The organism is Ferrigenium sp. UT5 (genome assembly GCF_045866295.1).
Lineage (GTDB): Bacteria > Pseudomonadota > Gammaproteobacteria > Burkholderiales > Gallionellaceae > Sideroxyarcus.
Genome location: NZ_BAAFRY010000014.1, coordinates 39979 through 63721 on the forward strand (window position 1 = coordinate 39979; position 23743 = coordinate 63721).

16 protein-coding genes and 2 pseudogenes are annotated in these 23743 nt (G+C 58.2%); 17 read left to right on the top strand and 1 reads right to left on the bottom strand.

The features are described from left to right. From ACKTSJ_RS06870 to ACKTSJ_RS06915, 10 genes and pseudogenes are all read left to right on the top strand, one after another. A complete protein-coding gene (locus ACKTSJ_RS06870; RefSeq protein WP_407898689.1) occupies nucleotides 1-630 on the top strand; it encodes a type 4a pilus biogenesis protein PilO in 630 nt (209 codons plus the stop codon). Next, a complete protein-coding gene (locus ACKTSJ_RS06875; RefSeq protein WP_407898691.1) occupies nucleotides 630-1142 on the top strand; it encodes a pilus assembly protein PilP in 513 nt (170 codons plus the stop codon). The genes ACKTSJ_RS06870 and ACKTSJ_RS06875 overlap by 1 nt, the downstream gene beginning before the upstream one ends. Before the next feature lie 14 nt (nucleotides 1143-1156). After that, nucleotides 1157-3229, top strand: coding sequence for a type IV pilus secretin PilQ (gene pilQ / locus ACKTSJ_RS06880; protein ID WP_407898693.1), 2073 nt, complete (start codon nucleotides 1157-1159; stop codon nucleotides 3227-3229). 137 nt (nucleotides 3230-3366) lie between these two features. Beyond that, nucleotides 3367-3828: pseudogene (locus ACKTSJ_RS06885) on the top strand (shikimate kinase); the annotation flags it as partial. A 54-nt stretch (nucleotides 3829-3882) separates the two neighbouring features. After that, entirely contained in the window at nucleotides 3883-4968 is a 1086-nt protein-coding gene (aroB, locus tag ACKTSJ_RS06890; protein ID WP_407898721.1) for a 3-dehydroquinate synthase, read from the top strand. Continuing rightward, entirely contained in the window at nucleotides 4961-6085 is a 1125-nt protein-coding gene (locus ACKTSJ_RS06895; RefSeq protein ID WP_407898695.1) for a deoxyguanosinetriphosphate triphosphohydrolase, read from the top strand. Before aroB ends, ACKTSJ_RS06895 begins: the two co-directional genes overlap by 8 nt. A gap of 121 nt (nucleotides 6086-6206) precedes the next feature. Beyond that, nucleotides 6207-10871: a glutamate synthase large subunit gene (gene gltB, locus ACKTSJ_RS06900; protein ID WP_407898696.1), complete on the top strand. Its 4665-nt coding sequence runs from the start codon at nucleotides 6207-6209 to the stop codon at nucleotides 10869-10871. Continuing rightward, on the top strand, nucleotides 10871-12334 hold the full coding sequence (locus tag ACKTSJ_RS06905) for a glutamate synthase subunit beta (RefSeq protein WP_407898698.1): 1464 nt from the start codon (nucleotides 10871-10873) through the stop codon (nucleotides 12332-12334). Before gltB ends, ACKTSJ_RS06905 begins: the two co-directional genes overlap by 1 nt. A 12-nt stretch (nucleotides 12335-12346) precedes the next feature. Then, the gene (hemE, locus tag ACKTSJ_RS06910; RefSeq protein WP_407898700.1) at nucleotides 12347-13411 is read left to right on the top strand and encodes a uroporphyrinogen decarboxylase; all 1065 of its coding nucleotides are present in this window, start codon (nucleotides 12347-12349) and stop codon (nucleotides 13409-13411) included. Between the two features lie 270 nt (nucleotides 13412-13681). Beyond that, nucleotides 13682-15904: a primosomal protein N' gene (locus ACKTSJ_RS06915; protein ID WP_407898702.1), complete on the top strand. Its 2223-nt coding sequence runs from the start codon at nucleotides 13682-13684 to the stop codon at nucleotides 15902-15904. A gap of 11 nt (nucleotides 15905-15915) precedes the next feature. On the opposite strand, the pseudogene merA reads toward ACKTSJ_RS06915, so the two are convergent. Continuing rightward, nucleotides 15916-17325, bottom strand: a pseudogene (gene merA, locus ACKTSJ_RS06920) (mercury(II) reductase); the annotation flags it as partial. 329 nt (nucleotides 17326-17654) lie between these two features. Here merA and ACKTSJ_RS06925 point away from each other — a divergent pair. The 7 genes from ACKTSJ_RS06925 to tatB all read left to right on the top strand — a co-directional run bounded on the left by ACKTSJ_RS06925 (nucleotide 17655) and on the right by tatB (nucleotide 23426). After that, nucleotides 17655-17936, top strand: coding sequence for a hypothetical protein (locus ACKTSJ_RS06925; protein WP_407898704.1), 282 nt, complete (start codon nucleotides 17655-17657; stop codon nucleotides 17934-17936). Between the two features lie 36 nt (nucleotides 17937-17972). Then, complete coding sequence (locus tag ACKTSJ_RS06930; protein ID WP_407898706.1) at nucleotides 17973-18992, top strand: 4Fe-4S dicluster domain-containing protein; 1020 nt, start codon at nucleotides 17973-17975, stop codon at nucleotides 18990-18992. Nucleotides 18993-19002: 10 nt separating this feature from the next. Next, nucleotides 19003-20247 (top strand): NrfD/PsrC family molybdoenzyme membrane anchor subunit, encoded by a 1245-nt coding sequence (gene nrfD / locus ACKTSJ_RS06935; protein WP_407898708.1) that lies wholly within the window; start codon nucleotides 19003-19005, stop codon nucleotides 20245-20247. Nucleotides 20248-20309: 62 nt separating this feature from the next. Further along, the gene (locus tag ACKTSJ_RS06940) at nucleotides 20310-21116 is read left to right on the top strand and encodes a hypothetical protein (RefSeq protein ID WP_407898710.1); all 807 of its coding nucleotides are present in this window, start codon (nucleotides 20310-20312) and stop codon (nucleotides 21114-21116) included. Nucleotides 21117-21213: 97 nt separating this feature from the next. After that, complete coding sequence (locus ACKTSJ_RS06945) at nucleotides 21214-22626, top strand: FAD-binding oxidoreductase (protein ID WP_407898711.1); 1413 nt, start codon at nucleotides 21214-21216, stop codon at nucleotides 22624-22626. 206 nt (nucleotides 22627-22832) lie between these two features. Continuing rightward, on the top strand, nucleotides 22833-23051 hold the full coding sequence (tatA, locus tag ACKTSJ_RS06950) for a Sec-independent protein translocase subunit TatA (protein ID WP_407898713.1): 219 nt from the start codon (nucleotides 22833-22835) through the stop codon (nucleotides 23049-23051). Nucleotides 23052-23075: 24 nt separating this feature from the next. Further along, complete coding sequence (tatB, locus tag ACKTSJ_RS06955; RefSeq protein WP_407898715.1) at nucleotides 23076-23426, top strand: Sec-independent protein translocase protein TatB; 351 nt, start codon at nucleotides 23076-23078, stop codon at nucleotides 23424-23426. Nucleotides 23427-23743 lie beyond the last annotated feature (317 nt).

Below are 23743 nucleotides of genomic sequence, written 5' to 3' on the forward strand. Positions count from 1 at the left end.
ATGGACTTTCTTGAAGAACTGAAAAATATCGACCCGAACAAGCCGGGCGGCTGGCCTTGGTTGGTCAAGCTGGCCGCATTTTCGGCCATGTTTCTTGTGGTTGTGGTAAGCGGTGCTTTCCTGGACTGGCAGGATCAATACGAAAACCTGAAACAGGTCGAGCGTGAAGAAGTGACTTTGAAGGAAAGCTATCTGGAGAAGAAGCGCGAGGCAATCAATCTGGACATCATAAAAAAACAGTTGCTCGACACACAACAATCTTTTGGCGCCTTGCTGAAGCAGTTGCCCAGCAAGTCTGAGATGGATGCGCTACTGACGGACATCAATCAGGCTGGGCTGGGTCGGGGTTTGCAATTCGAGTTGTTTCGTCCGGGTGTCGAAGTGGCAACCGGCGTATTCACCGAGCAGCCGATTGCGCTCAAAGTGACGGGCAACTATGACGATCTCGGCAATTTTGCCAGTGATGTTTCACAATTACCCCGCATCGTTACGCTCAATGACATCAAGATATCACCACTCGCCGGCGGGGTGGGCTTAAGCCTGGAAGCGACTGCAAAGACCTATCGCTATCTTGATGAGGCCGAATTGGCTGCGCAGAAACGAGCTGCACGGGCGGCGAGGAAGAAATAATGAAAGGTCTATCAACATTAGTTCTGGCTGCGTTGTTACTCTCGGCTTGCGGTGGGGAGGAATTTCAGGACCTGCGCGACTTTGTGAATAACGCGGGTGCCGACATGCGCGGAAAGGTCGAGCCGCCGCCCGACATCAAGCCTTATGAACCTTTTGCCTACGACAATTCGACCGCGTTGCCGGACCCTTTCAAACCACGGAAAGCGGAAGCGCGGGGCAAAGGTGGATCCGGGCAGAATCAGCCCGACTTTAACCGTCCCAAGGAAGAACTGGAAGATTACCCTCTGGAGAGTTTGAAAATGGTGGGGTATCTCTACCGGAAGGGCGTTGGGTATGCAGTCATTCGCTCGGCGGAAGGCAAGATTTACCGGGTTAGGACAGGGAATTACATGGGGCTCAATTTTGGCCAGATTATCTCGGTGAGCGAGACTGAGCTCAAGATAAAGGAAATGGTGCAAGACAGTGCGGGTGACTGGACGGAACGTGAAAGCAGTCTGCAATTGGCCGAATGAACGGGAGTGAAAATATGAAACAGCTCAAAATAAGGGTGCGAAGATTTCTACAATTGTTATTGATGGTGCCCGCGTTATGCGCCTTCGGTGCATATGCACAACAAGAGGGGGAAGTTGCCGGTACCAACAGCATACAATCGCTCTCTGTGAGTACCGAGCAGGATGGCAAGCTGACCCTCAAGGTCGGGCTTAAACTGCCCCCCAAAGGGCAGCCTGCCGCCTTCACGATTAATACGCCGCCGCGCATCGCGTTTGATTTCCCGAATACCGAAAACGGGTTGGGGACTTCGCTGCAAACCTTTGGTGATGGCGATTTGCGCAGTGCCAACATTGTTCAGGCGGGAAGCCGTACGCGCGTGGTGATCAATCTCGCCCAGATGGTGGGTTATGACACGCGCACCGAGGGGAATGATGTCTTGATTACGTTGCAACCCAAAGGTTTGGTGGGCGGGCCTGACACTACATCTGTGGCGGCACATTTTGCCGATAGCACGGCCAGCGCGCAGAGCCATAGCCTGCGCGATATTGATTTTAAACGGGGTTCCAACGGCGAAGGGCGGGTGCAGATTGATTTGTCGGATTCCAACATCGGCATCGATATCAATCAACAGGGCAAAGCGCTGATGGTTGATTTCCACGGGGCCAGTTTGCCGCGCAATCTGCAGCGCAAGCTTGATGTGACTGATTTTGCCACGCCGGTGCAGACGATTGATGCCTTTGCGCAAGGCGGTAATGCGCGCCTGGCAATCGAGCCGAAAGGGTTGTGGGAGTACTCGGCCTATCAGACCGACAACAAATTCATCATCGAGGTGAGGACGGTGGTTGCCGATCCGAACAAGGTTGTGCTGCCGGCCTCGCGTTACGAAGGCGACAAACTGACCCTCAATTTCCAGAATATTTCGACGCGTGAGGCCTTGAGCGTCATCGCCGATTTCACCGGATTGAATATGGTGATCAGTGATTCCGTGTCAGGTAGCATGACGTTGCGCCTGAAGGATGTGCCATGGGATCAGGCCTTTGAGATTATTTTGCAGAGCAAGGGACTGGATAAGCGGGTCAACGGGAATGTGATCCAGGTTGCGCCACGCGAAGAGATCGCCGCCAAGGAAAAAATCGAATTCTCTTCCCGGGAAGAAATCACTCAACTGGAGCCGTTGCGCACTGAAAACTTCCAGCTTTCATATGCCAAAGCAGCGGATATGGTGAAATTGATTTCCGATGACAAGCAGAAAATCCTGTCCAAGCGGGGTAGCGCAAACTTTGATTTGCGCACCAATATGTTGTTTGTCAAGGATGTGCCATCGAGCCTGGAAGAAGTTCGCAAGATGATTAAAATGGTGGATGTTCCTGTACGTCAGGTGCTGATCGAGGCGCGCTTTGTTGAAGCCGGTGAAACGTTCAACCAGACATTGGGCGGCAGATTAAGCTACAGCGGTCCAACCCAGGCTCAAGGGGGCGGTTCATTGGGTGGCGGGCTCGGCAGAGGGAGCATATCGGGCGGCAGTCTGAACTTGCCGGGCGCGGCTTCCGGTCTGGGCGGGTTGACCATGACTTTGTTCAATGCGGCGGCAACAAGAACGTTGGCACTGGAATTGAATGCTTCCGCAATCGATGGCACGACCAAAAACATCGCCAGTCCACGCGTGGTGACCAGCGATAAAACGGCGGCAACCATCGAGTCTGGGGTCGAAGTGCCCTACCAGCAAGCCAGCAGTAGCGGTGCGACCAATGTGGCCTTCAAAAAAGCCGTTTTAGGGCTGACGGTGACGCCGCAAATTACGCCGGACGATAGCGTGACCATGCAAATCAGCGTCAGCCAGGACTCGGTCGGGAACATTTTTGCTGGCGTGCCCAGTATCAACACCAAGAAGGTTGACACGCAGGTCTTGGTCGATAACGGTGGAACCGTAGTGATTGGCGGCGTTTATACTCAGGACGAGTCGGACTCGACCTCGAAAGTCCCGGGTTTGGGCGACATCCCGATTCTGGGCTGGCTATTCAAAAATAATACGCGGACCAAGAGCAAGAAAGAATTGCTGGTATTCATCACGCCGAAGATTCTCAAAGATACCCTGGGATCAAACTAGGTTAGCCTGTTATCCAGACATCGAGCCCGGCGCGAGCCGGGCTTTGTTTTATTGCAATCAATTCCGCTACAATTTTGGCAATGGCACCAGATCCTTCATCCAATCATCGCGTATCAGGCAATATTGTTCTCGTTGGCATGCCCGGTAGCGGCAAGACGACGGTCGGCAGGCTGCTCGCAAAAAAACTGCAGAAGACCTTTGTGGACAGCGACGAGGAAATACAGCACCGCACCGGTGTGACGATTCCCCACATATTTGACGTGGAGGGCGAGGCAGGTTTTCGCCAGCGCGAAAGCGCCACCCTGGAGGATTTGTCAAAGCGCACCAATATGGTATTGGCTACCGGCGGCGGCGCGCCATTGAGTGCTGCAAATCGGGCGTTGCTCAAACAATGCGGCACGGTCGTGTATCTGAAAAGCAGCGTGCATGATCTGTGGCATCGCACCCGGCACGACCACAACCGGCCGCTGCTGCAAACAGCCGATCCGTATGCCAAGCTGCACGCCCTGTATGAAGAACGCGACCCGTGTTACCTGGAGATCGCCGATATTGTGATGCACACCGGCAAACAGAGTGTGCACATGCTGCTGGAAAGACTGCTGGACAGGTTGGCCGGATTGCAGAAATCAAGCGGAAATCAGGAGGCAGACGAAATGCAGACGCTGACAGTCGGCTTGGCCGAACGCAGTTACCCCATTCATATTGGCAGCGGGTTGCTGCAACGAACCGCAGAGTTGTTGCTGCCCTATCTGCCGGGCAAGCGAACCGTGATCGTGAGCAACACGACGGTGGCCCCCTTGTATCTGGACCGGCTCCAGTCGAACCTGGAACGGCAGGGCATACGCTGCAACCGGATCGTGCTGGCCGATGGCGAACAATACAAGAATGGCGATTCCCTCAATGCGATCTACAACGAGCTGCTGACATCCCGCAGCGAGCGCGGCACGCCGCTCATCGCGCTGGGCGGCGGTGTCATCGGTGACATGACGGGTTTTGCCGCCGCAACCTATCTGCGCGGTGTCCCCTTCATCCAGATTCCCACGACTTTGCTGGCGCAAGTGGATTCTTCGGTCGGCGGCAAGACCGGCATCAATCATCCGCTCGGCAAGAACATGATTGGCGCTTTCCACCAACCGAAGGTGGTGCTGGCGGATACCGACACGCTGGATACCCTGCCCGACAAGGAATTGAGCGCGGGCCTGGCCGAGGTGATCAAGTACGGTCTGATCCGTGACTTGTCCTTTCTGGCATGGCTGGAAGAGAACATGGACAAATTGCGCGCGCGCGACAAGGCATCGCTGCAATATGCCATTGCGCGCAGTTGTCAGAACAAGGCGGAAGTCGTGGCGGCGGACGAGCACGAGAGTGGTGAGCGCGCCCTGCTCAATCTGGGGCACACGTTCGGGCACGCGATCGAAAATGGCATGGGCTACGGCGTATGGCTGCACGGCGAGGCGGTGGCGGCGGGTACTGTCATGGCAGCGGACTTGTCACGCCGTCTGGGTTGGCTGAACGAAGCGGACGTGCAAAGGGTTCGCACCGTGTTGCAGCGCGCGGGACTGCCGGTCCGCTCACCGGCATTGGGCGCGGACAAATACGTGCAGCTCATGGGGCTCGACAAGAAGGTCGTCGCCGGAAAGATGCGCTTTGTCCTGTTGCAATCCTTGGGGCGCGGCGTGATTGCGGATGAGGTGCCGGAAATGCGGTTGCGGGAAACGCTGGAGGCGTGCAGTGACTGATCGGGCACTGGTATCCTATGCGGTAGGCACCAGCGAGCGCGGTCGCCGGGTGGGCGAGCCGGCCCCTGCGGGGCGCAGTGAATTTCAGCGTGACCGCGACCGCATCATCCATTCGGCCGCTTTTCGCCGGCTGGAATACAAAACGCAAGTCTTCGTCAACCACGAAGGCGACCTGTTCAGAACCCGTCTCACCCACAGCATCGAAGTGGCGCAAATCGGTCGGTCAATCGCGCGCCACCTGCGCCTGAACGAGGACCTGGTCGAGGCGATTTCGCTGGCGCATGATCTTGGCCACACGCCGTTCGGCCATGCCGGACAGGAGGCACTCAACGCGTGCATGAAAGAGCACGGCGGATTCGAGCACAACCTGCAATCGCTGCGCGTCGTGGATGTGCTGGAGGAGCGTTACGCCGCCTTTGACGGGCTTAACCTGTGTTTTGAAACCCGCGAGGGCATCCTCAAGCACTGTTCGCGCGCGCATGCAGCGCAACTGGGGGACGTGGGCGCGCGCTTTCTCGAGAATCGACGCCCCTCGCTGGAGGCGCAGATTGCCAATCTGGCGGACGAGATCGCGTACAACAACCATGATGTGGACGACGGGCTGCGTTCCGGGCTGATTACGCTGGAACAGCTCGAAGAAGTGGGCCTGTTTGCCGACCATCTGCGCCAAGTGCGCGCCAGCTATCCCGAACTCGCGGAGCGCCGCCTGGTACATGAAACCGTACGGCGCATGATCAATGCGCTGATCACCGACCTGATCGGGCAGACAGAACAGAACATTTTGCGCGAGCGGCCGGAAGGGGTGTCCGATGTCCGCGCGGCGCCGGTTTTGGTCGCATTCAGCCCGGAGATGAAGGAAGCCAACAGCGAACTGAAATCGTTCTTGCACGCCAATTTGTACCGGCATTATCGCGTGATGCGCATGAGTACCAAGGCACGCCGCGCGATCCGCGATCTATTTACCGCGTTCACCAACGACCCGCGCCTGCTCCCGCCGACCTCCAGAATGCAGAGTGCGGATGATCTCGCCCGTGTGGTGGCCGACTACATTGCGGGGATGACCGATCGTTATGCGATCCGCGAGCACCGCCGCATTTTCGCGATCGAGGAGATTTGACCGGAGCCCGGGTTGCCCTTAGGGCGAGGTTTAGGGTAGCATTCCCGCCCTTTTGGATGAATTCTAGAGTTTGGTGCGGGTGTCTGCCGCCGTTTAGTTGAATGATTGGGGTGAGAGCAAGGTGAACAATTCTTCATTGCCGGCGCGGCAGGGTTTGTATGACCCGCGCCATGAACATGATGCATGTGGGGTCGGTTTCGTCGCACATATCAAAGGGCAGGCCAGTCACGACAGAGTCAGTCAGGGCTTGCGAATTCTGGAGAATCTGACGCACCGCGGCGCGGTGGGCGCCGATCCGCTGGCGGGTGACGGGGCCGGGATACTGATCCAGATTCCGGACCGATTCCTGCGCGACGAAATGGGCTGGGGCAACATCCAGTTGCCGCCGGCGGGCGCGTACGGGGTCGGCATGCTGTTCCTGCCGCGCGATCCCGAGGCGCGCGCAGCCTGCGAAACGGTCATCGCCGACAAGATCAAAGACGAGGGCCAGAACTTGCTGGCGTGGCGCGATGTGCCGGTCGATAACAGCACCCTGGGACAAAGCGTCAAGGCTGTCGAACCGCTGGTGCGCCAGGTGTTCATCGGGCGCGGAAAGAATACGCCGGATCAGGATGCCTTCGAACGCAAGCTGTTTGTGATTCGCAAAACGGCGGAGCACGCCATCAGCAAACTAGGCAAAGGCCGGGGCAAAGGCTTTTACGTGCCGTCCCTGTCGTCGCGCACCATCGTGTACAAGGGCATGCTGCTGGCCGACCAGGTCGGCAAGTATTTCCGTGATTTGCAGGACGAGCGCGTCGTGAGCGCGTTTGCCCTGGTGCACCAGCGCTTCTCCACCAACACGTTCCCGACCTGGAATCTGGCGCACCCGTTCCGCATGATCGCGCACAACGGCGAGATCAACACCCTGCGCGGCAACGTGAACTGGATGGCGGCGCGGCACGCCGCGATGTCGTCCAGAATTCTGGGCGAAGACCTCGATAAATTGTGGCCGCTGATTTCCGAAGGTCAGTCCGATTCCGCCTGTTTCGACAACGCGCTGGAATTGCTGGTGGCCGGCGGTTACTCGCTGCCGCACGCCATGATGCTGCTGATTCCGGAAGCCTGGGCGGGCAATCCGCTGATGGACGAAGAACGCCGTGCCTTCTATGAATACCACGCTGCGCTGATGGAGCCGTGGGACGGTCCGGCCGCCGTGGCCTTTACCGACGGCCGCATGATCGGCGCAACCCTGGACCGCAACGGTTTGCGCCCGGCGCGCTATCTGATCACCGAAGACGATGTGGTGCTGATGGCCTCCGAGATGGGCGTGCTGGATTTTGCCGAGCAAAAGATCGTCAAGAAATGGCGTCTGCAGCCGGGCAAGATGTTTCTCATCGACATGCAGGCCGGGCGCATCGTGGACGATGCCGAACTGAAACAGCAGATCGCCACCGCCAAGCCCTATCGCAAATGGATCGAACAGTCGCGCTATTACCTGGATGACCTGCCGGACGTGGCGGCCAAAGTTGACGCAGGGACCTCCTTGCTGGATGCACAGCAGGCGTTCGGTTATACGCAGGAAGACCTCAAGTTCATCCTGTTGCCGATGGCCAACGCGGGGGAAGAAGCGACCGGTTCCATGGGGAGTGACAGCGCGCTGCCGGTGTTGTCCAGCCGCAACAAGGTGCTGTACAACTATTTCAAGCAACTGTTCGCACAGGTGACCAATCCGCCGATCGACCCGATCCGCGAAGAGATCGTGATGTCGCTCACGTCGTTCATCGGCTCCAAGCCCAACCTGCTCGGCGTGGACGAAACCAGACCCGCGCCGCGCCTGGAGGCGCACCAACCGGTGTTGTCGCATGAAGACGCGGCCAAGCTGCACCAAATCGACAAACTCACCAAGGGCAAATACAAAGCCAAAGTGCTGGATATCACCTATCCGGCACGGAATGGCGCGGCCGGATGCGAAGCGGCCATCGAAGCATTGCACCGGGCGGCGAACCAGGCGGTGGCCGGCGGTTACAACGTGCTGATTCTGTCCGATCGCGCGGTTTCCGCCGCGCGGGTGGCGATTCCGGCCTTGCTGGCGACAGCGGCAGTGCATCATCATCTGGTCAAGGCGGGCTCGCGTACCAGCACCGGCCTCGTGGTTGAAACCGGTTCCGCGCGCGAAGTGCATCATTTCGCTCTGCTTGCTGGCTACGGTGCAGAGGCGGTTTATCCGTGGCTGGCGTTCGATACGCTGGCGGCGATGGAGCTGCCGGCCGGTGTGAGTGCCAAAGACGCGCACAAGCGCTTCATCAAGGCGATCAACAAGGGACTGCTCAAGGTGATGTCCAAGATGGGCATTTCCACCTATCAATCCTATTGCGGCTCGCAAATTTTCGAAGCGGTCGGACTCAACAGCGCGTTCATCGAGCGCTACTTTCCCGGCACTGCCACGCAGATCGAGGGTATCGGCCTGCAGCAAGTCGCCGAAGAAGCCATGCGCATGCACGCGGCCGCATTCGGCAACGATCCGCTACTGGCGGGCATGCTGGACGCGGGCGGCGAATATGCCTGGCGCACGCGCGGCGAAGACCACACCTGGACGCCGGATTCCATCGCCAAGCTGCAACACGCCACGCGCGCCAACAATTTTTCGACCTATAAGGAATATGCCAAGCTGATCAATGACCAGACCCGGCGCCAGATGACGCTGCGCGGTCTGTTCGAGATCAAGTCTGCGGGCGGCCCGATACCGCTGGCCGAAGTCGAGCCGGCACAGGAAATTGTCAAGCGCTTTGCCACCGGCGCGATGTCGCTCGGCTCGATCTCGACCGAGGCGCACACCACCCTGGCCATCGCGATGAACCGTCTCGGCGGCAAGTCGAATACCGGCGAGGGCGGCGAAGATGCCAACCGCTTCAGGCTGTTGCACGGCGGGGAGAAATTGTCCGAGATCATCGGCAAGAACCGGATCGAAGCCGACAAGACCTTGCAGCCAGGGGACTCGCTGCGCTCGCGCATCAAGCAGGTGGCCTCCGGCCGCTTTGGCGTGACGGCAGAATATCTGGCCAGCGCCGACCAGATCCAGATCAAGATGGCGCAGGGCGCGAAGCCCGGCGAGGGCGGCCAGTTGCCAGGCGGAAAAGTTTCCGAATACATCGGCCAACTGCGCCACTCCGTGCCCGGTGTCGGTCTCATTTCGCCACCGCCGCACCATGACATCTATTCAATCGAAGACTTGGCGCAGCTCATCCATGATCTGAAGAACGCGAACCCGTCGGCTTCCATTTCGGTCAAGCTGGTATCCGAGGTGGGCGTCGGCACGGTGGCGGCGGGCGTGTCCAAAGCCAAGGCCGACCATATCGTGATCTCCGGCTTCGACGGCGGCACCGGTGCCTCGCCGCTGTCCTCGATCAAGCACGCCGGGACGCCGTGGGAACTCGGTTTGTCGGAAGCGCAACAGACGCTGGTGCTGAACAAGCTGCGCGGCCGCATCGGCCTGCAGGTCGATGGCCAGTTGAAGACGGGACGCGATGTGCTGATCGGCGCACTGCTGGGCGCGGACGAATTCGGCTTTGCCACCGCGCCGCTGGTGGTGGAAGGTTGCATCATGATGCGCAAGTGCCACCTCAACACCTGTCCGGTCGGTGTCGCCACCCAGGACCCGGCGCTGCGCCGCAAATTCACCGGGCAGCCTGAACACGTGGTGAACTATTTCTTCTTTGTCGCCGAAGAAGTGCGCGAACTGATGGCACAAATGGGCATCCGCAAGTTCGAAGACCTGATCGGCCGCAGCGACCTGCTCGACATGCGCGCCGGCATCGAGCACTGGAAAGCCAAGGGCCTCGACTTCGGCAAAATATTCCATCAACCGCAGGTTGCGGCGAATGTCGCGCGCCGCCATGCCGAAGCGCAGGATCACGGTCTGGACAAGGCGCTCGACAACGAACTGATCGCCCAGGCAAAGGAAGCGCTCGACGCCCAGCGCGTGGTGGCCATCGAGACGCCGATCCGCAACGTGAACCGCAGCGTCGGCGCCATGCTGTCGTATGAAGTGGCGAAGCGCCATGGTAATGCGGGACTGCCCGACGACACCATTCGCGTCAAGCTGCGCGGCACCGCCGGCCAGAGTTTTGGCGCCTTCCTGGCGCACGGCATCACTTTCCAGCTGGAAGGCGAAGGCAACGATTACGTGGGCAAGGGCCTGTGCGGCGGGCGCATCATCGTCAAACCGGCGGACGCAAGCAGGCTGGTGGCCGAAGACAACATCATCGTCGGCAACACCGTGTTGTACGGGGCAACGGCCGGCGAGGTGTTCTTCCGCGGAGTCGCCGGCGAGCGTTTTGCCGTGCGCAACTCCGGCGCCATCGCGGTCGTGGAAGGGGTTGGCGACCACGGCTGTGAATATATGACCGGCGGCCTGGTGGTGGTGCTGGGGCAGACCGGACGCAACTTCGCGGCCGGCATGTCCGGCGGCGTCGCATATGTCCTGGACGAAGACGGCAGTTTCAGGAGCCGCTGCAACCTGGCCATGGTGCAACTCGAAGGCGTTCCGGAAGAAGCGGCACAGAGCGAGACCGGAGAAGTCGAAGGGCATGGCCGCGTCCATTTCAATCATCTGAACAAAGCCGATGAAGCCGTGCTGCGCGGCAAGATCGAAAAACATCTGCGCTACACCGGCAGCGCCCGCGCCCGGCTGATTTTGGACAACTGGGGAACTTATCTGCCCAGGTTCGTGAAGGTGATGCCGACCGAATACCGGCGCGCGTTGCTGGAGATTGCGGCGCAACAAGCGCAACAAAAGGAGGCCGCATAATGGGCAAGCCAACCGGATTCATGGAATTCAAGCGGGTCAGCGAAAGTTACGCGCCGGTCGAACAGCGGGTAAAAAACTACCGCGAGTTCGTCGCCCACCTGACCGATGCGGAGGCGCAGCAGCAAGGCGCACGTTGCATGGATTGCGGCATCCCGTTCTGCAACAACGGTTGCCCGGTCAACAACATCATCCCAGACTGGAACGATCTGGTGTACCGCGGCAAGTGGCGGCAGGCACTGGATGTTTTGCACTCCACCAATAATTTCCCCGAAGTGACCGGCCGCATCTGTCCCGCGCCGTGCGAAGCGGCCTGCACGCTGAATATCAACAACGACGCGGTCGGGATCAAATCCATCGAGCACGCGATCATCGACAAGGGCGGCGAGAACGGCTGGGTCGTGCCGCAACCGGCACAAAAGAAAACCGGCAAGAAAGTCGCCGTGGTCGGCTCCGGCCCCGCCGGTCTGGCCGCCGCGCAGCAACTGGCGCGGGCCGGTCACGCGGTCACCGTGTTCGAGAAAAACAGCCGCATCGGCGGCCTGATGCGTTACGGCATTCCGGACTTCAAGCTGGACAAGCGCCTGCTCGACTGGCGCATGGCGCAACTGGCCGCGGAAGGGGTGCAGTTCCAGACCCATACGTTCATCGGCAAGGAGGCGCCGGGCAAAGCGATCGCCAACGATGCGCAGAAAACCATCAGCCCGAACCAACTGCAAAAGGAATTCGATGCGGTGATCCTCTCCGGCGGATCCGAACAGCCGCGTGACCTGCCGGTGCTGGGTCGGCAACTCAAGGGGGTGCACTTCGCGCTTGAATTCCTGATTCCACAGAACAAGGAGAACGCGGGCGACGCGAAGAATCCGATCAACGTGCAGGGCAAGCATGTGGTGGTCATCGGCGGGGGCGATACCGGCTCCGACTGCGTCGGCACTTCCAACCGCCAGGGGGCTGCCTCGATTACCCAGATCGAAGTGATGCCGCGCGCTCCGGATCAGGAAAACAAACCGTTGACCTGGCCCTACTGGCCGATGAAATTGCGCACTTCGAGTTCGCACGACGAAGGATGCGAGCGGGACTGGGCGATTGCCACCCAGGCCTTCAACGGCGAGAACGGTGTGCTCAAATCGATCAGCGCGGTGCGCGTCGAGTTCAAGGACGGCAAGATGGTCGAGATCGCGGGCAGCGAATTTACCCTGCAAGCGGATTTTGTTTTCCTTGCGATGGGCTTCACCAACCCGTTGGCGCAAGTGTTGGATGCCTTCGGCGTGGAAAAGGATGCGCGCGGCAACGCCAAGGCGACCACCGACGGCGACAACGGCTATCACACCAGCGTGAAAAAAGTTTTTGCGGCGGGCGACATGCGCCGCGGGCAGTCGCTCGTGGTGTGGGCGATCCGCGAAGGGCGGCAGTGCGCGCGTGCGGTGGACGAGTTCCTGATGGGCAGCAGCCTTTTGCCCCGATAAGAAAAGAGAAAAATGAATTTCAAAGTCAAGAACGACACCTTCCTGCGCGCGCTGTTGCGCCAGCCAACCGACTACACCCCGCTGTGGATGATGCGTCAGGCCGGCCGCTTTTTGCCGGAATACCGCGCCACCAGGCGCAAGGCGGGCAGCTTCATGGGCTTGTGCAAGAACACCGATCTGGCGACTGAAGTCACCCTGCAACCGGTCGAGCGTTTTCCGCTGGATGCCGCGATTCTGTTTTCCGACATCCTGACCGTGCCGGATGCAATGGGGCTGGGTTTGTATTTTGCCGACGGGGAAGGTCCCAAGTTCGAACGTCCGCTGCAAACCGAAGCGGACATCAAGGCGCTGCACGTGCCGGACGTCGGCAAGGATCTGAAATATGTGACCGATGCCGTGGCGCAAATCCGCAAGACGCTGGATGGGCGCATTCCCCTGATCGGTTTCTCCGGCAGCCCGTGGACACTGTCCTGCTACATGGTGGAGGGCGGAAGCAGCGACGACTACGCCAAGGTAAAGACCTTGCTGTACAAAGAGCCGAAGCTGATGCACCACGTGCTTGACGTGACGGCGCAGGCAGTGACCGCTTACCTCAATGCACAGATCGAAGCCGGCGCGCAGGCCGTGATGATCTTTGATTCTTGGGGCGGCGCACTGTCGCATGCCGCTTTCCACGAGTTTTCGCTGGCCTACACCCAACGCATCATCGCCGGGCTGATCAAGGAAAAAGAGGGGGTGCGCATCCCGTCCATCGTGTTCACCAAGGGCGGCGGCCTGTGGATCGAAAGCATCGCCGACAGCGGTTGCGACGCGGTCGGTCTGGACTGGACCATGGACATCGGGGTGGCGCGGCAGAAGGTGGGACACAAGGTTGCGCTGCAGGGCAATCTCGATCCGGCCGTTTTGTTCGCCACGCCGGAGGTCATCCGCAACGAAGTCGAGAAGGTGTTGAGCAGTTATGGCTACGGGAGTGGCCACGTGTTTAATCTTGGTCACGGCATTTCCCAGCACACCGATCCGGAAAATGTCGCCGCGCTGGTCCAGGCAGTCCACGAGCTCAGCAAAAAGTATCATTAAATCAAGGCAAGTCCTGTCGGTTATGAACAGGACGGGCACGACCACAGAAGCCACGGGCCCACTTCCCCGTGGCTTTTGCTTTTTGTTGTGTAACTCATTGTTTATTCATGATTGAATTGGATGGGCAATAAATGGGCGCGGAAATGAAAGCCTATATTTCGTGTGCAGTTAGCGCCGATCTGGACAATCTTTCCACAACTTTATCCACAGCAAATGTGCATAAGAAAAAAAGCCTATAGGGTTCAAGGTGATTGGCTAAACTTTGCAGAAATGACTGAAGAAACTCTCACTAAACTGTCGCTTGTTCGCGTCGCGCTGGACGTGCCGTTGTCAACGCTTTTCGACTACAGCGCCAATGAGGGCTTGCAGCTCGAAATCGGCGCGCGCGTCGTCGTGCCTTTCGGGCGCAAGGAAGTGATCGGCATCGTAATGGAGCGGACGGCGCAGTCCGAATTGGCCGCTGCACGCATCAAGCCGGTGCTGCGCGTGCTGCATGATGTGCCGCCGCTGCCGCAAGAGTTGCTCGCCCTGCTGCGTTTTTGCAGCGACTATTACCACTATCCGCTGGGCATGGTCGCTCTGTCCGCATTGCCTGCGCGTTTGCGCGCTGCCGCGCCGTTCACGCCGAAGCAGGCGCTGACTTACCGCCTGAGCGAAGCGGGCGCAGCGCTGGAGTTGTCGATGCTACCCAAGCGCCGCGTGGTGCAACAACGCATCCTGCAGGCATTGCGACGCGGCCCCCTGAAGGGGGCGCAATTGCGCGAACTGTCGGCCAGTGCCCCCGCTGCATTGAAAGGATTGCTGGAGGCGGGCTGGGTCGAGGCAGGGATGCCGCTGCCGCACACCACGCATGATTTCGAGAACGCGCACCGGCTCACGGACGAGCAGCAGCAGGCCGTGGATGTCGTCGCGCGGCAGCAGGGCTACGGCTGTTTCCTGCTGCACGGCATCACCGGCAGCGGCAAGACAGAGGTCTATGTGCATCTGATGCACGAAATGTTGCAGTCTTGTCCTGAGCGAGGTCGAATGGGCGGCGGCCAGGTATTGTTGCTGGTACCCGAAATCAATCTGACACCGCAACTGGAAAACTACTTTCGCAGCCGTTTCCCCAACGTGGAGTTGGTCAGCCTGCACAGCGGACTGGCAGAAGGCGAACGCGCACAAAACTGGCTCAAGGCACAATCCGGCCAGGCGCGCATCGTGCTCGGGACGCGCCTGGCCGTGTTCACGCCGCTGCCGCAATTGAGCCTGATTCTGGTGGACGAGGAGCACGATGCCTCGTTCAAGCAGCAAGATGGCCTGCGTTACTCGGCACGCGACGTGGCCATCTTCCGTGCCAGCCAGCGCGGTGTGCCCATCGTGCTCGGCTCGGCCACGCCGTCGCTGGAGAGTTGGCACAACGCCCAGAGCGGGCGTTATCGGTTGCTGCAACTGACGCAGCGCGCGGTGCAGCCGGCGACCTTGCCCGTCGTGCGCTGTCTCGATATCACCCAATTGCCGTTGCAGGAAGGCTTGAGCGAGCCCTTGCTTGCCGCGATCGAAACGCGCCTGCAGCGCAAGGAACAGAGTCTGATTTTTCTCAATCGGCGCGGCTATGCCCCGGTACTGATGTGCACCGCCTGCGGCTGGCTGTCCGAGTGCAAGCACTGCGCGGGGAAACTGGTGCTGCATCTCAGGGACCGCAGCCTGCGCTGCCACCACTGCGGGTTCCAACAGCGCGTCCCCGCTGCGTGTCCGACCTGCGGCGATGCCGACCTGAAACCGGTCGGCCTGGGCACGCAGCGCATGGAAGAGGCGCTGCAGGCACGCTTTCCGGCAGCGCGCATCCTGCGCGTGGACCGCGACAGCACGCGCAACAAAGGCGCGTGGAATGCCATGCGCAAACAGATCCACGACGGTGAGGCCGACATTCTTGTGGGCACGCAGATGCTGGCAAAGGGACACGATTTTCCCAATCTGACCCTGGTCGGCGTGGTCAGTCCCGACAGCGCGTTGTACAGCGCCGATTTCCGCGCTTCGGAAAAACTGTTCGCGCAACTCGCGCAAGTCGGCGGCCGCGCCGGGCGTGCCGACAAGGCGGGCGAGGTGATCGTGCAGACGGCATTCCCCAACCATCCCTTGTTTCAGGCATTGCGCACGCACGACTTTGTAAGCTGGGCACAGACGCTGTTGAACGAACGAAAGATGGCCGGTTTCCCGCCTTTTGTGCATCAGGCGCTGTTGAGTGCGGAAGCCAAAGAGGAAAGCGTTAGCTACGATTTTCTGCAACGCGCGCGCGGCAGGGCGCTGGCGCTGAACCTGCCCGTCGAAATCTACGGTGTCGTGCCCGCCGCCATGCCGAAGCGCGCCAACCACTTCCGCGCGCAACTGCTGGTGCAGAGTACGCAACGAAAATCATTGCAGGAATTCCTGCGTGTCTGGAAACCCATGCTGGATGGACTTCCTTCGCAAAAGCTGCGTTGGGCGCTGGACATCGATCCGCTTGAGTTTTGAGGCCCGACCTGTCAGCCCGCGCAGCAGGAAAGCTGCTTGACGTCTCGGCTAAAAGTCTGCGCGCACAATTTCAGACCTTCGACCATCGTCAGATAAGGAAACAATTGGTCGGCTAAATCGTGGACCGTCAAGCGCGCATGGATGGCGATTGCTGCTGTCTGGATGAGTTCACCCGCTTCTGCGGTAACTGCCTGCACTCCCAGCAAGCGTAGGCTACCCGCCTCTGCCACAATCTTGATGAAGCCGCGTGTGTCGAAGTTGACCAGTGCGCGCGGTACGTTGTCGAGCGGGAGGGTGCGGCTGATCGTCGCCATCCCGCGTGCTTGGGCTTCTGCTTCGCTCAAGCCCACGGTTGCCACCTGCGGATCGGTGAATGTCACGGCGGGCATTGCCGACAGATCCAGCGCGGCATCGCCGCCCAGCATGTTGATGGCGGCGTGCTTTCCCGCCGCGGCCGCCACATACACATATTGCGGCTGGTCGGTGCAATCGCCCGCCGCGTAGATGTCGGGCGCGCTGGTGCGCAGGTGGTCGTCAACGGTGATGCGCCCCTGCTCATTCAGTGCCACGCCCACGCCATCCAAACATAAACTATGGGTATTGGGGACGCGCCCTGTGGCAATCAGCAAGCGTTCGGCGCGCACTTCGCCCTGATCCGTGAGTAATACAAACTCGCCATTTTCATGGCTGACTTCATGGGCAAGCGTGTTGGACAGGATGCTGATGCCCTCGGCGTGAAATACCTCAAACAGGGTTGCCCCTATTGCTGGATCTGCGCGGGACATCAGGGAATGACGCGCCACGAGGGTGACCTTGCTGCCCAGGCGCGCGAATGCCTGCGCCAACTCCACCGCGATGATGGAAGAACCGATCACGATGAGCCGTGGCGGGATGCTGCCGCAGGCAAGAGCCTCGGTTGAAGTCCAGTACGGGGTGTCGCCCAACCCCGCTATCTGCGGCAGTGCGGCCATTGCCCCGGTGGCAACCAGACAACGGTCAAACGGCACTTTGCGAAACGATACTTTGCGGCTGTCGTCGTTCAGACGCACGATCAATTTGTGGCCTTCCAGAAAACGCGCTTCGCCGCGCATCAGCGTGATGGACGGATTGTTTTCCAGAATAGTTTCATATTTTGCATGGCGCAGTTCGTCCACCCGTATTTGCTGTTGTGCAAGCAGAACAAGCCGGTCAATGACGGGCATCTGTGCGGTGATGCCGGCATCGAACGGGCTGGTCGTGCGCTGGTGCGCGATGTGCGCGGCGCGGATAAAAATTTTCGAGGGGACGCAACCGATGTTGACGCAAGTGCCCCCGATGCTGCGATGTTCGATCAGCGTGACGCGCGCGCCGCGTTCGACGGCTGTTAATGCACAGGCCATGGCGGCTGCACCGCTGCCGATGATGGCGATGTGCGGCTTGTCGTTATTCATGTCAATCCCTTCCGGCAAGTTTTGGGCGTAATGGCTTCACCCGTCTCGGTGAATGAGTGCAGACAAAATTTACACGGGGGACATTAGCACGTGAAGCAGCAATACGTGCAGTTTTGCAACCTGGAGCACAGTCACATCATGCGTTCTTTCGAGCTGAAATTATCGCCGCAGAATGTCCGAGTAAAGTACCAAGGCGCCGCTTATCAGACTAAATAACTTGGACTTAAATGAGTTGACCTGAAACGATGTGCAGGAGTAATTTAGAAAAGTGAACAAACACTAATATTGCTTTTGAAAAACTTACTACATAAGGAGCGGTTATGACCAAGGAAAAAATGAACGAGAAGTTGGATGTTTCCAAGAGAATGTTTTTTCGAAGTGCGGTGGCCGTTGTCGGGGCGGTTACAACCGCCGGGGTGGCGAAGACAGTAGCTACCGCTTCCGCGGATTCGGCAAATCAAAGCAACAAAAGAAAATATGCACAGGAAGCGCTGCGGCAGGAAAGAATCATGTTGCAGAAGAAATTCGTGCTGATGACCGATGACGAGAAGAAGTTGATGCTCGACGAAATATTGGGAAATCACCACAAGCAAACTGCATAACGTTTTGTTGTTCATCTGCTGTAACCGGAGGCAATGATGTCGGAAGACAAAAAAGAGATAGAAACAAATAATGTGGATGATGCTCGCCGTGAGTTCCTCAAGCACATGGGGATTGCCGCAGGCGCAGTGGCACTCGCGGGTTCTCCCGAAGCCGAAGCGGCCACTTTTCAGGAATGGTTTCAGTCACATTACGAGCTGATGTCTGAAGAAGAAAAGCAGGAGGCCATCGCACGTTTGGAAACCAGATATACCGAAGAATATGAAAAGAAGGTCACCGTTTCGGGGGCGCCTGCATTGGAGGGCGTCCTTTTCGGTTACGCCCTCAATATCCAGAAGTGCATCGGCTGCCGGACTTGCGTTCATGCCTGCGTGCAGGAGAACAACCAGTCGCGCTATGACCCCGAGATTCAATGGATCAAAGTGTTGAAGATGGAGAAAGGGAGTTTCTCCGCAGACAAACTGGACAAGGGCTATCCGGAAACTGAAAGGATGGGTGATTACGGTCTTCAGGTCGGCGGGAATGCTTACAGCCCCGCCGGGGTCAGCATTGAAGATGCACAGCGCTATTACGAACCGGAACAGGTGCCCGAAAAGGACTCCTTCTACATGCCTGTGCAGTGCCATCAGTGTGAAAAACCGCCCTGCGTCAAGACCTGCCCTGTCCGGGCCACATTCAGGGAGCCCAACGGCGTCGTTGTGATCGATTACAACTGGTGCATTGGCTGCCGCATGTGCCAGTTGGCTTGTCCTTATGGCGCAAGGCGCTTCAACTGGGGCGAGCCCAATCTGCCCAAAGAAGATATGAATCCGAAAACGCACTACTACGGCAACAGGCCGCGTATGCGGGGCGTGATGGAGAAGTGCACCTTCTGCCTGCAACGCACAAGAGAAGGAAGGAATCCCGCCTGCATGGAAGCATGCCCGGTGGGCGCCAGAAAATTTGGCAACCTCCTCGATCCGCAAAGTGAAATCAGGCAGGTGCTGGCCACGAAGAAGGTATTCAGATTCAAGGAAGAATTCCATACCTATCCGAAGTTTTTCTACTTTATGGATTAAGGAGTCAATGATGCAAAAACTGAAATATTTTATAATCGACTTCTGGTCCTACGCATTCAAAGGCGGCCCGAAGTACTATGCATGGCTGGGTTTCCTGTCCATCTTCATCCTGGTCGGTATCTATACGAGTTACATACAATTCACCCAGGGTCTTATCGTGACCGGCGCTACTGACCAAGCTACGATGGAGATGTTTTTCGCGAATTTTGTCTTTACCGCCCACGTTGCCGCTGCCGCCATCCTGGTGGTGCTTCCCGCCTTTATGTACAAGCATGAAGGGATGAAGGAGCTGGCCGTGCTCGGCGAGATCATCGCCCTTGGCTTCGTTAGTACAGGCATACTTCTCGTCCTGTACCACATGGGCAGACCAGACAGGTTCTGGCATATGGTCCCCGGCCTCGGTTACTTCAATTTTCCCAATTCCACGCTCGATTTTGATGTGATTGTGTTGAATGTTTACCTGATTGTTAACCTTGTCGCGGCCTATTTTCTGTTGTACAAACGGTATGTAGGCAAACCGGTGCACGGGTATTTCTATCGATATCTCATCTGGCTGGCAGTTTTGTGGGGGCCGCTTATCCATATCATTACCTCCGCCGTTCTTGCCAGCAATGCGAGGATGTTCGCGTGGAACACCGCAGTCCTGCCTTTCGCGTTTCTGTCGATGGCGGGTGCATCGGGCCCCGCGCTCATCATCATCGTATTCCTGCTCATCAGAAAATACACCCGCCTGCAGATTGCTGACAGCGCGATCAATTTGTTGTCGCAAATAATCATCTGGAGCCTCGGCATCATGTTGCTGGTGTTCATTTCAGAGATTTTCGCGGTACTTTATTCCGGCACCGAGCATGCCGATTCGTTGAAATTCGTCATGTTCGGCCATAACGGTCTGAACGACTACGTGCCCTGGTTCTGGTTCATCATGGCATGCTTTGCCGGTTCCTTTTTCGCATTGCTGTTTCCGAAGGTCAGGAAAAGTTACGACCGCTGGCTTCCCATTGTTTGCGTTGTGGTCGCGATATCAATCCTGATAGAGAAGCCGTTCCTGCTTATATTCCCGGCTTTCAGCCCGGATCCGCTTGGAGAATATGTGGTGTATCACACGACGTTCATCGAATACGCCAATGTACTGGCTTGCTGGGCGTTTGGAATCATGTCGATGACGCTCACATTAAAAGCTGCAACCGGAATCCTGGTGGGCGATGTTTCTTTCAGCAACAGGACAGCGGTTTCTGAACAGAGCCCACAAAGTTGATGATGCCTATATTGAAGATTGGGAGGAGACCCAGAATGAATGTGCGAGTCCGATATTGGATCATGTTGTGCCTGCTCGTTACCGGTGGCTGGTTGGGTGTTATCGCAGCAGATGCGACAGCGGCCCCGGCCCCGGCTAAATCGACTGAGCCGCCGGTAACAGAGTGCTTTGAAAGCAGAGAGGGATACACCACCGTCACAAGAGTTGAAAACGCAGTTCCCCAATATGGCTACCCCAATGTCAAATGCTCGAATAGAACGAGCAAAGTCTGGTGGTATGGCGATCCTTATGACGGCACCATACCCATGGGCGACATGCCGGTGCTGGCTGCGGATGACCCGACCCGGGGCGATTTCGCCAATGCGGTGGTCAAGCCAAGGGAGCCGCACCTGATGTACTTCAACATGGACCCCGAAAAGCATTGCGCCGCCTGTCACGATGGCCAAACAGTCCCCTTTCCCAAGAGTAACAAGCCCAGGGAGCTTGGAATGCACCAGGACATTGTGGAAGACTCACTCCAGTTGCAACATGGACGGGGGGCGATCTGGTGTCTTGATTGCCACAACGCCACTGACCGCAATAGCCTCAAAGATCGCCAGGGAGCCAAGGTGAGTTTCAATCAACCTCAAAAACTATGCGGTTCGTGCCACGGCCAGGTTTACGCAAACTGGAGAATGGGCATCCACGGCAAACGAATCGGATCATGGAAGACGGGTGGCAAGAAGCGCTGGTGGGTATGCACCGAATGCCACAATCCGCATACCGTTCAAAAGGCGAGATTCGATCCAATTAAACCCGAAGCAGCGCCCGAACTGCCAAGGGGAATGAAAAACGCTGATCATGAACGAACAGAACACGGTGGGAATTAGTTCATGGTGCAAGGAACCATTGATTCGTTCGGCTCGCGCTCCCATCCATTCGATGTGTGCCATGCAAATTTAACGTTCAACTAATATCAGGGACACCATGTCATTGGAACCCGGCATGTTGCAGGCCATCGCCGCCGTTACGGGCGGCGATGGCGTTTTGACGGGGGACGCCGCTGTCCCGTTCTACAAGGATTGGCGCGGACGCTATCAGGGCGATGCGCTGGCGGTGGTCTTCCCCGCGAATACGCAGCAAGTTTCCGAAGTGGTGCAGTTGTGCGCAAAGCACCGTGTCGCCATCGTGCCGCAGGGCGGCAATACCAGCTTGTGCGGCGGCTCGGTGCCGCTGACCGATGGCAGCCAGCAGATCGTCCTCAACCTCTCGCGCATGAACCGCATCCGCAACGTGGATGCCGTCAACTACACCATGACCGTCGAAGCGGGCTGCAAGCTGCAATCGTTATATGCGGCGCCGGAGCAGGCGGATCGTCTGTTTCCGCTGGGACTCACGGCCATCGCGCCGCACTGCGAGATCGGCGGCAACCTTTCCACCAATGCGGGCGGTATCAACGTCCTGCGCTACGGCACGGCGCGCAACCTGGTGCTGGGGCTGGAAGTGGTGTTGCCGGACGGGCGCATCTGGGACGGACTGCGCAGCCTGCGCAAGGACAATACCGGCTACGACCTGAAGCAACTGTTCATCGGCGCGGAAGGCACGCTCGGCATCATTACTGCCGCCGTGGTCAAGCTCTTCCCGCTGCCGAAATCGGTGGCGACCGCCTGCATTGCCGTGCGCGATCCGGCGGCGGCAGTGGCGCTGCTGGCACACTTGCGCGCCACCTGTGGCGACATGATCAATGCCTTCGAATTGATCTCGCGCTCCTGTCTTGAACTGGTGTTCAGGCATATCAACGACACGCACGAACCCTTTGCCACACAGCACGAATGGCTCATCATCACCCAATTGGCCAACGTGCTGCCGGCGCCGCTGGAGACGGTGCTGCGCGATGCCCTGCTGACCTTTGGCGCGGGGGTTATCGAGTTCGACATCAGCGCCGATAAAGAACGGGCCGAACGTTGGTGGAAGCTGCGCAAGAACATTGCCGAGGCGCAAAAGGCCGAAGGCATCAGCATCAAGCATGATGTATCGGTGCCGGTCAGCCGCGCGGACGAATTCATCGAACAAGCGGGTGCCGCATTGCGCAATCAGTACCCCGGTATCCGCATTGTCGCCTTCGGTCATCTGGGCGACGGCAACATCCACTACAACATCTCCCTGCTCGATGCGGCCCATAACGCCACCTTCATCGAACTGCATGAGCATGAAGTGAATCGGATTGTGTATGAAGTGGTGCGCAAACTCGACGGCAGCATCAGTGCCGAACATGGCGTGGGGCAACTGAAACGCGAAGAGATCACCCACTATCGCAGCGGGCTCGAACTGGAATTGATGCGCACGATCAAACGATCGATCGATCCGCTCAATCTGATGAATCCGGGCAAGGTGATATAAGAATCCAATTCGGGGTGGGCAATCGCCCGACTACACAAGGATGCGGGGGCTGCGGCAAATTTAGTGCCCGTCATTCCGCGCGATTGGCAGCCGTCAAACAGGGGAAGTGCGGGAAGCGCATTTATTGCCGCAACCGCATAATCAATGGCAGAATCAGACCTCTCATCTTGCTTGCGCTCAATTCAATTTATCTCAAGGAGAAAACCATGGGTTCATTCAGCATTTGGCATTGGTTGATCGTGTTGCTGGTGGTGATTCTGATTTTCGGCACCAAGAAACTTCGCAACATGGGCAGCGACCTGGGCGGCGCGGTCAAGGGTTTCAAGGAGGGGATGCGCAGCGAGGATGAGGCGGCGCAGAAGTTGCGTGACGATGATCGGGTGAGCGAAAGCGAAGCCAAAAATAAAACACAGCACAAGGATTGAGTCTGATACAGCCGGAATCTTTCGATGTTTGATATTGGGTTTGCCGAAATCCTGATCATCATGGTCGTGGCGCTGGTGGTCATCGGTCCAGATCGCCTGCCCCGGGTCGCCCGCACGATGGGGCAGTGGTTGGGGCGCATCCAGCGCTACATCAACAAGGTCAAACAGGATGTCAGCAGCAGCATCGAGTTGGAAGAACTGCGCGAGACACAGCACAAAGTGCAGGCCGAAACCGAGGAATTGCAACGCGTCCTGCACGGTGCCGGCAGCGAAATCAACCACAGTCTCTCCCTGCTGGAAAAAGAACTCGAAAATCCAGACCAGGTTGAGGGCGGGCGCGCCACCCCGCCCACCCCGCCCTCCGATCGCGCATGAGTGGAAACCCGTCTCTCGTCACCCATTGTCAAATTGCGCGTCCGCCTGCCCCGCAGCCTGCCCGCTAGCCTGCCGGTCTTCCCGTGCCTGTTTCCGTGGGCCGCCGGTCTGTAGCCCTGCGGGCACAACCGCTGTTGAACAATTTGCCGCAAGGCAGGCCGCTCACCCATGACGTGGTGATGGAACTGCTGGCGCGGGACGAAGGATGGTCAAGTCCAAAATTTGCTGTAAATTCGATTCAGTAAATCTGCTTTCTCTCACCCGTTGAGCGCAATTACCTTGCTATCTTCGGGCGGGTTTTTTCTGGCTGCTGCCCA